This is a genomic window from Streptomyces sp. 150FB (assembly GCF_000818195.1).
Lineage (GTDB): Bacteria > Actinomycetota > Actinomycetes > Streptomycetales > Streptomycetaceae > Streptomyces.
Map to the genome: position 1 here is coordinate 3,676,267 of NZ_JTHL01000001.1, position 13,444 is coordinate 3,689,710.

Genomic DNA, 13,444 nt, shown 5'->3' on the forward strand with positions numbered 1-13,444 from the left:
CGGGCCGTACGGCAGCAGCCCGGCGGCGGCCTCGGCGGCCGCGCTCTCGTCCGCGTACCCGAGGATGGCGAGCGCGCGGGCCGGCGGGGACTCGACCAGCCGTACGGTCGCCTCGGTCAGCACGCCCAGCGTGCCCTCGCTGCCGCAGAAGGCGCGGGCGAGGTCGGTGCCGGACTCGGGGAGCAGCGCGTCCAGCGCGTATCCGGAGATGAGCCGCGGCAGCCCGGCGGGGAAGCCGGTGCGCAGCAACGCGAGGTTCGCGTCGATGAGTTCGCGCAGTCCCCGGGGAGCCTCGCCCCAGCCCCGGCCGAGCCGCAGTGGCGCGCCGCCGCCGTACCTGACGACCGACACCTGCGACACGTTGTCGGCCGTCGTGCCCCACGCCACCGAGTGCGAGCCGCACGAGTTGTTGCCGATCATGCCGCCCATCGTGCAGCGGTTGTGCGTGGAGGGGTCCGGGCCGAAGGTCAGCCCGTGGGGGCGTACGGCGTCGCGCAGGTCGTCCAGTACGACGCCCGGCTGGACGACGGCCGTCCGCGCCTCGGCGTCCACGGAGACGATCGAGCGCATATGGCGCGTGAGATCGAACACAACACCCACACCGGTCGCCTGTCCGGCGATCGACGTCCCGGCGCCGCGCGCCAGCACCGGCACCCGGTGGTCCCGGCACACCGCCAGCCCCGCCGCCACGTCTCTGGCGTCGCGCGGCGCGAAGACACCGACCGGTACGCGCCGGTAGTTGGACGCGTCCATCGTGTTCAGGGCGCGCGCCGCCGCGCTGAAGTCGACCTCACCGCGCACGGCGGTCGCGAGCGCGCGCGCCAGCTCCGTCGTCTCCCGCCGCGTGCCGCCGGGACCGCCACCCCGCGGGCCGCCGGGCCTCTCGCTCCGCACGTCCCGCTTCTGCTCTCGCTGCTCAGCCATACGTCCAGGATGCATCCGCACCACGCGCCGCTCCGGTTCGGCGCGTTCACAACGGATCCTCGTATGAAACGGCGGATTGTGATGTGTGACCGACCTCGGAAAAAAAGGAACAAGAACCTCACAAACGGTTCGCCAACTCTCCTATAGTGTCGACCGTTTGAGTCAGGAAGCAACAAAATTAGCGCGTGTCTGCCATTAACCCTTTCGGGGATATTCGCCCCACTCGTCCACTGTTCCACTCTTCCACTAGTCAGCCTAGGTAGCCGAATTTGCGCCTCTCACTCCGGCCGACCGCACCGGCCCTGCTGATATCGGCCGCCGTGAGCGGTCTCCTGTGCGGCTGGGCGGTGTCCAGCGCCCCGTCCTCCGTACGTACCCCGCTGGCCTGGGGCTCGGGCGCCGGAGCCGTGCTGCTGACGGCGGCCGTCACCCTCGCCGCGAGCGCGCTGTGGAGCAACCGGCAGCTCCGCAGGCAGAACGACCTCCTCACCGAGCGCGCCGGGAAACTCTCCGCCGAGGTACTGCGCGCGGCGGAGAACGTCAGGACCGCCACCACCGAGGCGCAGCGCGCCCACGAGGCCGCCGCCCGCTCCGACATCGTCCGCGCCTCGGCCGCCGCGGCCAACGCCAACGCGGCCGGGCGGATGCAGGCCCTCATGACGGGCATGCTCGCCGACCTGCGTGACATGGAGGACCGGCACGCCGACGAGGAGGTCCTCGGCGACCTGCTGCACCTCGACCACCGCACCGCCCAGGCGGGACGGCTGGCCGACTCCTTCGCCGTACTGACCGGGGCACGTTCGGGCAGGCGCTGGGCGAGGCCGATCGTGATGGAGTCGATCCTGCGCGGCGCGATGGGCCGGATCAGCGGCTACCAGCGCGTACGGCTCCACTCGACCAGCGAGGTCGCGGTGGCCGGCCACGCCGCCGAGGGCGTGATGCACGCGCTCGCCGAACTCCTCGACAACGCCGCGAACTTCTCGCCGCTGACCGCCGAAGTGCATGTGTACGTCGAGGAGGTCCCGGCCGGGGTCGTCATCACCGTCGAGGACAGCGGGCTGGTGATGAGCGAGGTCCAACTGCGCCGCGCCGAGCAGGCGGTGACGGCCGAGGAGGAGGGCTTTGCCTCCGCCTACGGCTCGCGTCTCGGGCTGTCGGTCGTCGGACGCCTCGCGCGGAAGCACGGCCTGACGGTCTCCTTCCGGCCGTCGGCGCGCGGCGGCACCGGCGCGTTGATGATGCTGCCGCAGGAGGTGCTGACGCGGGCGGGCACGGACGTGGCGACACCGGCGGCGGTGCATCCGCCGGTGGCGGAGGTGGCGGTGGCGGTTACGGCAGTGGCGGTTGCCGAGCCTGCCGTTGCCGAAGAGCCGATCTCCGAGCCCGCCGCGCCCGAGCCCGCCGCGGCCGGGGCGGTACGTGAGACAGCCCCGGCGCTCTCCCCCGCACGCGCCGAACTCCCGCCGGAGACGCCCGGGGCCGCCGACGCGGCAGACAGCGCGGACCCCACAGACGGCACAGACAGCGCCGACGGCGCCGACACCACCGCCGAGCACCCCGAGTTCGGCGAGTCCGGGCTTCCCAAGCGCCGCCGTGGCCGTACGCTCGCCGCCGCCCGGCGCCGGATGGGCGAGACCAGGAAACGCAAGGCCGAAGCCACCACAGCGACCGCGACAGCCTCGTCGCCCGCGACCGTGCCCGCCGCTCCCGCCACCCGGCCGCTCAGGTTCGCCGACTTCCGCCAGGCCGTACGCGCCACCTCCCCGCAGGGGGCCGCCTCCACGCAACCGGCAGGCTCCCCGCAAGAGGCCGCCTCCCCGCGACCGGCCGGCCCCGCCGACTCCGCCAACTCCACAGCCCCGGAGGGCAAGACCAGATGACCGGCATTTCCACCGCCACCGACGAGAAGCTGAACTGGCTGCTGGAGAGCCTGCTCCAGCGCACCCCCGGTGCCCGCCACGCGCTCGTGCTGTCCAGGGACGGCCTCAAGCTCTGCCGTACGCCCGAACTCAGCATCGACCAGGCCGACCAACTCGCCGCCATAGCCGCCGGTATCCAGAGCCTCGCGCACGGCGCCTCCGTCGAGTTCGGCGACGGCCGGGGCGGCGTACGGTCCGCCATGGCCGAGTTCTACGGCGGGCTGCTGCTGATCGTCGAGGCGGGCCACGGCGCGCACCTCGCCCTGGTCGCCTCCGAGGACTCCGACGTCGGCCTCGTCGGGCACAACATGACCGAACTCGTCGAGCAGTTGGGAGACCACCTCAGCGCGCCACCCCGTACGCCAGAAGAAGGCGACGTACGGGTATGAGCCTGCCGGGCGGGCCGGGCACCCCCGACCGACCAGGCACCCCCGGCGGGCCGGGCACCCCCGACCGCCCGCACGCCCTGGGCGGCCCCGGCCGCGACGACAGTCCGGACAGGCTGTACACCCTCACCGGCGGCCGCAGCCGGTCCGACTCCGCCACCTTCGACCTGGTGACCCTGATCGTGGCGGAGTGCGACCCCACCCCCGGCATGCAGTCGGAGCACGCGGCGATCCTGCGTATGTGCGTCCGCCCGACGGCCGTGGTCGAGATCGCCGCCGAGCTGGGGCTGCCCGGCAGCATCGTGCGCATCATGCTCGGCGACCTGCTCGACACCGGCCGGATCAGCGCCCGCCACCCCCGTACGGCCCGCGCGGCCGACGGGCTTCCCCATCCCGACATCCTGGAGCAGGTGCTCGTTGGACTCCGTAACCTTTGAACGGCGGGCCGCACCGCACCCCCGCCCCGGCTCCGGCGGGCCGTCGCTCGCCAGTACGGCCGACAACGGCCTGAAGATCGTCATCGTCGGCGGCTTCGGCGTCGGCAAGACGACCATGGTCCGCTCCGTCAGCGAGATCCGTCCCCTCAACACCGAGGAGACGATGACCCAGGCCGGCGAGGGCATCGACGAACTCGGCGACCACGACGGGCTCCGTACGAAGACGTCGACGACCGTCGCGTTCGACTTCGGCCGAATCTCGCTCGACGAGCGCTCGGTGCTCTACCTGTTCGGGGCGCCCGGCCAGGAGCGCTTCTGGTTCCTCTGGGAGCGGCTCTTCTCCGGCACGCTCGGCGCCGTCGTCCTGGTCGACACCCGGCGGCTCTCCGACTCCTGGTACGCCATCGACCGGCTCGAGCAGCACGGCACCCCGTTCATCGTGGCCTGCAACGACTTCGGCGGGCCCGTCCACACCGAGCAGCAGATCCGCGAGGCGCTCGACCTGTCACCGGAGGTCCCGCTGATGGAGTGCGACGCGCGGGACCGGTCGTCCAGCAAGTACGTACTGATCACGCTGGTCGAGTACCTCCACACCCTGTCCTCGGAGAGCACACAGTGACACCGCCGATTCCCACACCCGCCCCCGCACCCACGCCGGTCCCCGCACCCGGTGAGCAGAACGGCTGCCCGGTGGGCGCCATATCCATGGCAGGCCCGTACTTCAGGGGCGAGCCCCACCAGCTCTACCGGGACATCCGGCGCGACCACGGCGCCGTGGCCCCCGTACTCCTCGACGGTGACATCCCGGCCTGGCTGGTCGTCGGCTACCGCGAGGTGCTCCAGATCACCGCCGACCCGGCGCTCTTCAGCCGCGACCCCGACATCTGGAACCAGTGGGACTCCATCCCCGACGACTGGCCGCTGCTGCCGATGTTCCCGCACCGGCAGCAGTGCATCCTCAACACCGTCGGCGAGCGGCACCGGGAGCGCGCCGCGATGGTCAGTGACGCGCTGGAGGTCATGGAGCCGTTCACGATCAAGCAGTACGCCGAGCGATACGCGGACGAGCTGATCGACGCGTTCTGCACCCAGGGCGGCACGGACATCGTCGGCGAGTACGCGATGCGTCTCCCCGTACGGGTCCTCGCCAGGCTCTTCGGCTTCCCCGACGCGCAGGGCCCCGGCATCGTCGCCGCGCTCAACGACATCGTCGACGGCGGTGAGCCGGCCCTCGCCGGTCTCGGCCACCTCGCCGGCATGCGGAGCCTGCTCGCCGAGCGGCGCGCCGTACCCGGCCAGGACGTCGTCTCCCGGATGCTGCGGAACACCGCGGGCTTCTCGGACGAGGAGGTCTTCCAGGACATGATGGTGATCGTGGCTGCGGGGCACGGCTCCACCGCCGACTGGATCGGCAATTCGCTGCGGCTGATGCTCACCGACGAACGGTTCGCCGCCTCCCTGTCCGGCGGCCGGCACAGCGTCGCCGAGGCGATGAACGAGGTCCTCTGGGAGGACACCCCCAACCAGAACGTGGCGGGCCGCTGGGCCACCCGCGACACCCGGCTCGGCGACCGCGACATCCGGGCCGGGGACCTGCTCGTACTGAGCCTCGCCGGTGCCAACTACGACCCCCAGGTCCGTACGGACGGCTCGGCGCTCACCGGCGGCAACCACGCCCACCTCTCCTTCGGCCACGGCGAGCACCGCTGCCCCTTCCCCGCCCAGGAGATCGCCGAGATCATCGCCCGCGCCGCCATCGAGGTGCTGCTCGACCGGCTGCCCGACCTCGATCTGGCCGTGCCCGCCGATCAGCTCACCAGGCGCCCGTCCCCCTGGCTGCGCGGCCTCTCGGAACTGCCGGTGGTCTTCACGCCGACGCCCGCGCTGGGCACCGCGGGCTGAGATTCCGGCCGTCCGCCCGGGCATCTCATCCGACGGACGCGCTTCCGCCGAACTCCATGGAACGGATAGGCTCCGCTCCGTGGCCGATATCCAGATTCCTCTCGACATCAAGCCCGCCGACGGCCGTTTCGGCGCGGGCCCCTCCAAGGTTCGTACGGAGGCGGTGGACGCCCTCGCGGCGACCGGCACGTCTCTCCTCGGTACGTCGCACCGCCAGGCCCCGGTCAAGAACCTGGTCGGCGCCGTACGTGACGGCGTACGGGACCTCTTCCAGCTCCCCGAGGGTTACGAGGTGATTCTCGGCAACGGCGGCTCCACCGCCTTCTGGGACGTCGCGACCCACGGTCTGATCGAGAACAAGTCGCAGCACCTCACCTTCGGTGAGTTCTCGTCGAAGTTCGCCAAGGCCGCGAAGCTCGCCCCCTGGCTGGCCGACCCGACCGTGATCTCCGCCGACCCGGGCTCGCACCCCGACCCGGTGGCCGAGTCAGGCGTCGACGTCTACGCGCTCACCCACAACGAGACGTCGACGGGCGTGGCCGCGCCGGTCAAGCGCGTCGCGGGCGCCGACGAAGGCTCCCTGGTCGTCGTGGACGCCACCTCCGGCGCCGGCGGCCTGCCGGTCGACATCGCCGAGACGGACGTCTACTACTTCGCCCCGCAGAAGTCCTTCGCCTCCGACGGCGGCCTGTGGGTGGCGGTCTTCTCGCCGACCGCGCTCGAACGCGCGGCGCGCGTGCACGCCTCGGGGCGCCACGTACCCGAGTTCTTCTCGCTGCCGACCGCGATCGACAACTCGGTGAAGAACCAGACGTACAACACCCCCGCGCTGGCCACGCTGTTCCTGCTGAACGAGCAGCTCACCTGGTTCAACTCGCAGGGCGGCCTGGACTGGGCGGTACAGCGTACGGCCACCTCGTCCGGGACGCTGTACGGCTGGGCCGAGGCGTCCAAGCACGCGACGCCGTTCGTCACCGACCCGGCGAAGCGCTCGCAGGTCATCGGGACGATCGACTTCTCGGACGAGATCGACGCGGCGGCCGTCGCCAAGGTGCTGCGCGCGAACGGCATCGTGGACACCGAGCCGTACCGCAAGCTGGGCCGCAACCAGCTCCGTGTCGCGATGTTCCCGGCGGTCGACCCGGCGGACATCGAGGCGCTGACGGCGTGCGTCGACTACGTGATCGATCACCTCTGACAGATTCAGGGATTTCAGAGGCTTCAAGAACTTCTTGATCTCACCGCGGGCCCGGAGCGCACTGCGCTCCGGGCCCGCGCGAGCGCGCGCAGCCATCGCCGGCGCGGCTTAGCATGGCCATATGAGTGATATGAACGCACCTGTCATCGCGGAGTTCCGCGCGAACGGCGGAGTCGTCGGCGGTCACTTCGAAGGCAAGCACCTGCTGCTCCTGCACACCGTCGGCAGGCGCTCGGGCAAGGAGTACATCAATCCGATGGTGTACACGACCGACAGCGGCAGCTTCCTCACGAGCGCATCGAACGGCGGCGCCGACAAGGAACCGCTGCTCGTGTCGAACCTGGAGGCCATGTCCGAGGTCACCATCGAGGTCGGCGAACGCACACTGAGGGCGAAGCCCACGGTGTGGCGCGAAGGCCCGGAGCGGGACCGGCTGTACGCCGTGATGGTGGACTACTGGCCGGACTTCCGGGAGTACGAGACACACACGTCCCGCGCCTTCCCGGTCATCCAACTGGACGCCACAGAAGCCACGGCCACCACCCGCACCGGCGAATAGGCGTGCGCGGCGCCCTACTTGCGGGCGGGGTCACTTCTTCTTGCGCAGCCCCTTGAAGCCGAAGAACAGCACGGCGGCGCCGACCAGTACGACGGCACCGAGCGACATGCCCCCGTTCCCGCCACTGTCCCCGCCGTCGGCCGACCCACTCGCCCCGGACGCCGAACTCCCTTTGTCCGACGGGGCTTTGGCACCCGGTTCCGGCTCCACGTCCAGCCGCTCGACCTGGCTCTCCTTGCCCTCGGAGCCGAACATCAGCGCCCTGCCGTCCGCCGTGTACGTCACCGACTCGGACTGCCCCTGGAACGGCGCGCCCACCGCCTCGCTCGCCCCCAGCTCGCCGTTCTTCCACACGTACGACGTGGCGCCCAAGTACGAGCGCAGGACGAGGTGCTTGCCGTCCGGCGAGAACGCGCCGTCGGTCACCCACGGCACGTCCCCGATCCGCCGGAAGACGTTCGTCCCTGACGAGGTGAGCGTCGCCGGGCCTTCGTAGAGCCCGCCGCCGTCCTCGTTCTTCGAGGCGATGTAGACCCGCCCGGTCTTCGGGTCGACCATCAACGACTCGGCGTTACGCGGCCCGTCGGCGTACTTCACCGTGTACTGCGTCGCCCGCACCGTCGCGTCCTTGAGCCGCGCGGGCTCGGGGAACCGGTAGATCCACACGTGGTCCCAGCTACCGCCGAGGTTGTCGCCGATGTCACCGACGTACACATCACCGTCGGGCCCGATGGAGATGGCCTCCACGTCCCGGGGCTCGCCGACGCCCGTCATGGTGATCGTCGCGACGGTCTCACCGGTACGCGAGTCGACGGCGTAGACGTACGGCCCGTCGTCGCTGTCGTTGTGCGTCCAGTAGATCCCCGGATGCAGATGGCTGGCGGCCAGCCCACTGGACTCCGTTATCCGGGGGTCCTTGATGGTGAAGGTCTGATCGGCCTTGCCCCCGTCGGCGAAAGCGCCGGAGACAGGCCCGGCCACCGCGAGAAACGCGGCGCCGACCACCGCGAGGACACCGAGGGAACGCGAACCAGGATGACGCGAAGACAAACGCATCCCCCCACCCTGCCAGCCCGCGCCGCTCCCGTGTCCCGGAGGCTGAACAGTCCGCCGGCGCCGGACGGAGTCCCCGTCGACGGTGAGCCAGGTCCCGTAGCCGAGATATACTTTCTACACGAGTTGATATCATCGGAGGTGCATGCATGAGCCGGACCGTGATCGATCTTGACGACGAACTGCTCGCCGACGTGGCACAGGCGCTCGGCACGGGCACGAAGAAGGAGACGGTCAACACCGCGCTGCGCGAGGTTCTGGACAACCGGCGCCGCGCAATGGCACTGACTCGTCTGCGGGCCACGGCCAACGACGGCGCGTTCGATCTTGAACTGCTTGAAGACAAGAGGAACTACCGTCGGTGAGTGCCGCACAATTTCTGATCGACACCAGCGCACTCGCGCGATTCATGCATCCTGGCGCCGAGCAGTATGGCTGGGACCAGGCGGCAACGGCGGGGCTCATCGCGACATGCCCCGTCACCGAACTCGAATTCTTCTACAGCGCGCGCTCCTCAGAAGACCGCGAGCGCGGCATCGACGACATGCGGATGCTCTTCGGATGGGTGCCTGTGGACGACCGCGCCTACGACCAGGCATGGCGCGTCCAGGAAGCACTGACCGCACGGGGCCTGCACCGGAGCGCCGGTCCTGTTGATCTCGTCGTCGCGGCGACGGCCGAACTACAGGGCCTGACCCTGCTGCATCACGATCACGACTTCGAATGCATCGCGGCTGTGACCGGGCAGGCCCTCCAGTGGTACGGACCCGAGACCGGGAAGTGACCGCGCCGGTAGGCCGGTGATCCGGACGGGATGAGTCAGTACTGGTCGGCCACCCAGTCGTACCAGTCGTTCATGCCCTCGCCCGTCGTCGCCGATACGGTCAGGACCCGGACGTCCGGGTTCACCGAGCGTGCGTACTTCTCGCAGCCGTCGGGGTCGAAGTCGACGTACGGCAGCAGGTCGATCTTGTTGATGACCACCAGGTCGGCCGCGGCGAACATGTAGGGGTACTTCAGCGGCTTGTCCGTGCCCTCGGTGACCGAGATGATCACTACCTTGCTGCGCTCCCCCAGGTCGAAGAGGGCCGGGCACACCAGGTTGCCGACGTTCTCGACCAGGATCAGCGAGCCCGGCTCCGGGGACAGGGTGGTGAGGGCGCCCTGCATCATCTCCGCGTCCAGATGGCAGCCCGCACCGGTGTTCACCTGTACCACCGCGCAGCCGGCCCGCTTGATCCGCTCGGCGTCGAGCATCGTCTCCTGGTCGCCCTCGATGACCGCGACCGGGCGGCGGCCGCCGAGGTCTCTGATGGTGCGTTCGAGCAGCGTGGTCTTGCCAGCGCCCGGGGAGCTCATCATGTTCACCGCGACGATGCCCCGGTCGGCCAGCCAGACGCGGTTGTGCGCGGCCACGGTCTCGTTCTTGGCCAGCACTCGCTGTTCCAGCGTGATCGTCTCGGTGGCTTCGCCCGGGCGCGCGTGCGGGTGCGGGTGCGTATGGGGGTGGGGGTGGCCCTCCGTTAGCCCGGACGGCGGCTTCGCGATCCTCGTTCCCGCGCCCGCTCCGCCCGCGCCGCCCGCTTCGTCACAACCGCACGTACCGCACATACGTCAACCCACTCTCATCGAAATGATCTGTAGCTCCCGTCCCGACGTGATGTCCACGTCGGCGCTGCCGCACGGACACAGCAATACGGGATCGGTCAGGGTGAAATCGGTGTCGCATTCACGGCAGTGACCGTTTCCCGGCGGCTGGTCGATTTCGAGTCGTGCGCCCTCGGCCACCGTTCCCTCGGTGATCAGGTCGAAGCAGAATCGCATGGAGTCGGCCACTACCGCCGTAAGCATGCCGACCCGCACGCTGACCGTATGAACCGGCCGTCCCGCGGCACGTTCGCACACCGCGTCCACGACGCTCTGCGTGATCGACAATTCATGCATCACTGCCTCGTTCCCACATCGGTTTCCGCTCCGCCGAATCACCCGGCCGGTCCAGTGCGCACCTGTCAGCGCACACCTTTTCCTCGTGTTGACAGAGCACTGAGGCGGCGCCTAGATGGTAGCAATGTGAGCGACACCACACTCATGAAGGCGGCGGCGCTATGCCGACAAAGGAAGCAGTAAAGGCCGAGGACACGCTTATCCACGTGCTGTGGATCAATGCGGGTCTCAGTTGTGACGGCGATTCGGTCTCACTGACCGCAGCCACCCAGCCCAGCATCGAGGAGATCGCGCTCGGCGCGTTGCCCGGACTTCCCCAGGTGGCCGTGCATTGGCCCCTCATCGATTTCGAGTGCGGCCCGAACGGCGGCGCCGACGACTTCCTTGAGTGGTTCTTCAAGGCGGACAGAGGCGAACTGGAACCGTTCGTCCTCGTCGTCGAGGGGTCGATCCCCAACGAGAAACTGCACGAAGAGGGCTACTGGTGCGGCTTCGGGAACGACCCGGCCACCGGCCAGCCGATGACCACCAGCGAGTGGCTCGACCGGCTCGCGCCCAAGGCCACCGCGGTCGTCGCGGTCGGCACCTGTGCCACGTACGGCGGTATCCACGCCATGGCCGGCAACCCGACCGGCGCCATGGGTGTGCCCGACTACCTGGGCTGGGACTGGAAGTCCAAGGCCGGCATCCCGATCGTGTGCGTCCCCGGCTGCCCGATCCAGCCCGACAACCTGTCGGAGACCCTCACGTACCTGCTCTACATGGCCACCGACCAGGCCCCGATGATCCCGCTCGACGACGCGCTGCGGCCGACCTGGCTGTTCGGCCAGACCGTCCACGAGGGCTGCGACCGGGCCGGCTACTACGAGCAGGGCGACTTCGCGACGGAGTACGGCTCGCCCAAATGCATCGTCAAACTGGGCTGCTGGGGTCCCACCGTCAAATGCAATGTGCCGAAACGCGGCTGGATGAACGGAATCGGCGGCTGCCCCAACGTCGGCGGAATCTGTATCGGCTGCACCATGCCCGGATTCCCGGACAAGTTCATGCCCTTCATGGACGAGCCCCCCGGCGGGAAACTCTCCACCAACTCGGTCGGCGTGTACGGATCGACGATGCGGCGGCTGCGCCACATCACCACGCACACTCTCGACCGCGAGCCCAAGTGGCGTAAACCCGGAAATCGTCTCACCACCGGCGCCGCCCGCACCTGGTAGACCGGCGCGCGACTCACCGCGTATCTCTACGCGCGACTCACCGCGTATCTCGACGCGCACTCGACGAGCAACTCACGGCGACAAAAGAAAGATGAGGGAGCGGCGCAATGACCGCGACGCAGCACAAGGGTGCCGGCGGGAAACAGGGCAAAGACGAACTGGTGGAGATGGCCTGGGACCCCATCACCCGTATCGTCGGCAGCCTCGGCATCTACACAAAGATCGACTTCAAGCAGAAGGTGGTCGCCGAGTGCCACAGCACCAGCTCCATCTTCCGCGGCTATTCGGTCTTCATGAAGGGCAAGGACCCGCGGGACGCGCACTTCATCACCAGCCGGATCTGCGGTATCTGCGGTGACAACCACGCCACCTGTTCCTGCTACGCGCAGAACATGGCCTACGGTGTGAAGCCGCCGCACCTCGGCGAATGGATCGTCAATCTCGGTGAGGCCGCCGAGTACATGTTCGACCACAACATCTTCCAGGAGAATCTGGTCGGGGTCGACTACTGCGAGAAAATGGTCGCCGAGACCAATCCCGGGGTGCTGGAGCAGGCCAACCGGACGTCCTCCCCGCACGCCGAGGCCCATGGGTACAAGACCATCGGCGACATCATGCGCTCGCTGAACCCCTTCACCGGTGAGTTCTACCGTGAGGCGCTCCAGGTCAGCCGTATGACGCGGGAGATGTTCTGCCTGATGGAGGGGCGCCATGTGCACCCCTCCACGCTCTACCCGGGCGGCGTCGGCACCGTGGCCACCATCCAGCTCATGACCGACTACATCACCCGGCTCCAGCGCTACGTGGAGTTCATGAAGAAGGTCGTGCCGATGCACGACGACCTCTTCGACTTCTTCTACGAGGCGCTGCCCGGCTACGAGCAGGTCGGCAACCGGCGCATCCTGCTGGGCTGTTGGGGCTCGTTCCAGGACCCCGAGCACTGCAACTTCGAGTACAAGGACATGACCGACTGGGGTCGGAAGATGTACGTGACCCCCGGCGTGGTCGTGGACGGGAAACTCGTCACCACCGACCTCGTGAAGATCAACCTCGGCATCCGCATCCTGCTCGGCTCGTCGTACTACAACGACTGGGACGAGCAGGAGATGTTCGTGACCCACGACCCGCTCGGCAACCCGGTCGACCGGCGGCACCCGTGGAACCAGCACACGAACCCGCAGCCGCAGAAGCGCGACCTGGACGACAAATACAGCTGGGTGATGTCCCCCCGCTGGTTCGACGGCAAGGACTACCTGGCCCTCGACACCGGCGGCGGCCCGCTGGCCCGGCTCTGGGTCACGGCGCTGGCCGGTCTGGTCGACATCGGCTACATCCAGGCCACCGGCAACAGCGTGAAGATCAACCTCCCCAAGACCGCCCTCAAGGGCCCGGTCGAGCTGGAGTGGCACGTCCCTCAGTGGAGCAACACCATCGAACGCAACCGGGCACGCACCTACTTCCAGGCCTACGCCGCCGCCTGCGCGCTGCACTTCGCCGAGAAGGCGCTCGTGGAGATCCGGGCCGGGCGGACCAAGACCTGGGAGAAGTTCGAGGTCCCCGAGGAGGGCGTGGGCTGCGGCTTCACCGAGGCCGTACGCGGTGTCCTCTCGCACCACATGGTGATCAGGGACGGCAAGATCGCCAACTACCACCCGTACCCGCCGACCCCGTGGAACGCGAGCCCGCGCGACACGTACGGGACGCCGGGGCCCTACGAGGACGCGGTGCAGGGCCAGCCGATCTTCGAGGAGAACGACCGGGAGCACTTCAAGGGCATCGACATCATGCGTACGGTGCGCAGCTTCGACCCCTGTCTGCCCTGCGGCGTGCACATGTATCTCGGCGAGGGCAAGAAGCTGGAACTGCTCCACTCGCCCACTCAGTCCGCCGGCAGTGAATGACGTG

Annotated in this window: 15 protein-coding genes; 11 read left to right on the forward strand and 4 right to left on the reverse strand. The window is 69.0% G+C overall.

What is annotated here, in order from left to right; all coding sequences use genetic code 11:
• Positions 1 to 924: FAD-binding oxidoreductase (locus QR77_RS15685; RefSeq protein WP_040022408.1), on the reverse strand; the 924-nt coding region annotated here is incomplete at its 3' end.
• Positions 925 to 1,193: 269 nt separating this feature from the next.
• On the opposite strand from QR77_RS15685, the gene QR77_RS15690 reads away from it, so the two are divergent.
• The 7 genes from QR77_RS15690 (at position 1,194) to QR77_RS15720 (ending at position 7,325) form a co-directional block, all read left to right on the forward strand.
• Positions 1,194 to 2,804 (forward strand): ATP-binding protein, encoded by a 1,611-nt coding sequence (locus tag QR77_RS15690; RefSeq protein ID WP_063798036.1) that lies wholly within the window; start codon positions 1,194 to 1,196, stop codon positions 2,802 to 2,804.
• Positions 2,801 to 3,232: a roadblock/LC7 domain-containing protein gene (locus QR77_RS15695; protein ID WP_040022409.1), complete on the forward strand. Its 432-nt coding sequence runs from the start codon at positions 2,801 to 2,803 to the stop codon at positions 3,230 to 3,232. The genes QR77_RS15690 and QR77_RS15695 overlap by 4 nt, the downstream gene beginning before the upstream one ends.
• 77 nt (positions 3,233 to 3,309) lie before the next feature.
• Entirely contained in the window at positions 3,310 to 3,666 is a 357-nt protein-coding gene (locus QR77_RS15700; RefSeq protein WP_040028040.1) for a DUF742 domain-containing protein, read from the forward strand.
• A gap of 70 nt (positions 3,667 to 3,736) precedes the next feature.
• A complete protein-coding gene (locus QR77_RS15705; protein WP_236711115.1) occupies positions 3,737 to 4,285 on the forward strand; it encodes an ATP/GTP-binding protein in 549 nt (182 codons plus the stop codon).
• Between the two features lie 86 nt (positions 4,286 to 4,371).
• The gene (locus QR77_RS15710) at positions 4,372 to 5,568 is read left to right on the forward strand and encodes a cytochrome P450 (protein WP_052488783.1); all 1,197 of its coding nucleotides are present in this window, start codon (positions 4,372 to 4,374) and stop codon (positions 5,566 to 5,568) included.
• 79 nt (positions 5,569 to 5,647) lie between these two features.
• Positions 5,648 to 6,766 carry a phosphoserine transaminase gene (gene serC / locus QR77_RS15715; RefSeq protein ID WP_040022413.1) on the forward strand — a complete coding sequence of 373 codons (1,119 nt, stop codon included), beginning with the start codon at positions 5,648 to 5,650 and terminating at the stop codon, positions 6,764 to 6,766.
• 121 nt (positions 6,767 to 6,887) lie between these two features.
• Positions 6,888 to 7,325, forward strand: coding sequence for a nitroreductase/quinone reductase family protein (locus QR77_RS15720; RefSeq protein ID WP_063798037.1), 438 nt, complete (start codon positions 6,888 to 6,890; stop codon positions 7,323 to 7,325).
• Between the two features lie 30 nt (positions 7,326 to 7,355).
• On the opposite strand, the gene QR77_RS15725 is transcribed toward QR77_RS15720, so the two are convergent.
• A complete protein-coding gene (locus QR77_RS15725) occupies positions 7,356 to 8,381 on the reverse strand; it encodes a hypothetical protein (protein WP_040022415.1) in 1,026 nt (341 codons plus the stop codon).
• 146 nt (positions 8,382 to 8,527) lie between these two features.
• Here QR77_RS15725 and QR77_RS15730 point away from each other — a divergent pair, with 146 nt between their 5' ends.
• Complete coding sequence (locus QR77_RS15730; protein WP_040022416.1) at positions 8,528 to 8,743, forward strand: type II toxin-antitoxin system VapB family antitoxin; 216 nt, start codon at positions 8,528 to 8,530, stop codon at positions 8,741 to 8,743.
• A complete protein-coding gene (locus tag QR77_RS15735; protein ID WP_040022418.1) occupies positions 8,740 to 9,162 on the forward strand; it encodes a PIN domain nuclease in 423 nt (140 codons plus the stop codon). The genes QR77_RS15730 and QR77_RS15735 overlap by 4 nt, the downstream gene beginning before the upstream one ends.
• Positions 9,163 to 9,197: 35 nt before the next feature.
• Here QR77_RS15735 and hypB read toward each other — a convergent pair whose 3' ends face one another.
• A complete protein-coding gene (hypB, locus tag QR77_RS15740; protein WP_078876717.1) occupies positions 9,198 to 9,989 on the reverse strand; it encodes a hydrogenase nickel incorporation protein HypB in 792 nt (263 codons plus the stop codon).
• A gap of 3 nt (positions 9,990 to 9,992) precedes the next feature.
• Positions 9,993 to 10,322: a hydrogenase maturation nickel metallochaperone HypA gene (locus QR77_RS15745; protein WP_040022420.1), complete on the reverse strand. Its 330-nt coding sequence runs from the start codon at positions 10,320 to 10,322 to the stop codon at positions 9,993 to 9,995.
• 161 nt (positions 10,323 to 10,483) lie between these two features.
• Here QR77_RS15745 and QR77_RS15750 point away from each other — a divergent pair, with 161 nt between their 5' ends.
• The gene (locus QR77_RS15750; protein WP_040022422.1) at positions 10,484 to 11,539 is read left to right on the forward strand and encodes a hydrogenase expression protein HypE; all 1,056 of its coding nucleotides are present in this window, start codon (positions 10,484 to 10,486) and stop codon (positions 11,537 to 11,539) included.
• A gap of 107 nt (positions 11,540 to 11,646) precedes the next feature.
• Positions 11,647 to 13,440 carry a nickel-dependent hydrogenase large subunit gene (locus QR77_RS15755; RefSeq protein WP_040022424.1) on the forward strand — a complete coding sequence of 598 codons (1,794 nt, stop codon included), beginning with the start codon at positions 11,647 to 11,649 and terminating at the stop codon, positions 13,438 to 13,440.
• Positions 13,441 to 13,444 lie beyond the last annotated feature (4 nt).

Coding starts and splice junctions, on each gene's coding strand:
- hypB (WP_078876717.1), bottom strand. CDS start 9,989: ATGTGCGGTACGTGCGGTTGTGACGAAGCGGGCGGCGCGGGCGGAGCG.
- QR77_RS15720 (WP_063798037.1), top strand. CDS start 6,888: ATGAGTGATATGAACGCACCTGTCATCGCGGAGTTCCGCGCGAACGGC.
- QR77_RS15710 (WP_052488783.1), top strand. CDS start 4,372: ATGGCAGGCCCGTACTTCAGGGGCGAGCCCCACCAGCTCTACCGGGAC.
- QR77_RS15730 (WP_040022416.1), top strand. CDS start 8,528: ATGAGCCGGACCGTGATCGATCTTGACGACGAACTGCTCGCCGACGTG.
- QR77_RS15725 (WP_040022415.1), bottom strand. CDS start 8,381: ATGCGTTTGTCTTCGCGTCATCCTGGTTCGCGTTCCCTCGGTGTCCTC.
- QR77_RS15750 (WP_040022422.1), top strand. CDS start 10,484: ATGCCGACAAAGGAAGCAGTAAAGGCCGAGGACACGCTTATCCACGTG.
- QR77_RS15755 (WP_040022424.1), top strand. CDS start 11,647: ATGACCGCGACGCAGCACAAGGGTGCCGGCGGGAAACAGGGCAAAGAC.
- QR77_RS15695 (WP_040022409.1), top strand. CDS start 2,801: ATGACCGGCATTTCCACCGCCACCGACGAGAAGCTGAACTGGCTGCTG.
- QR77_RS15745 (WP_040022420.1), bottom strand. CDS start 10,322: ATGCATGAATTGTCGATCACGCAGAGCGTCGTGGACGCGGTGTGCGAA.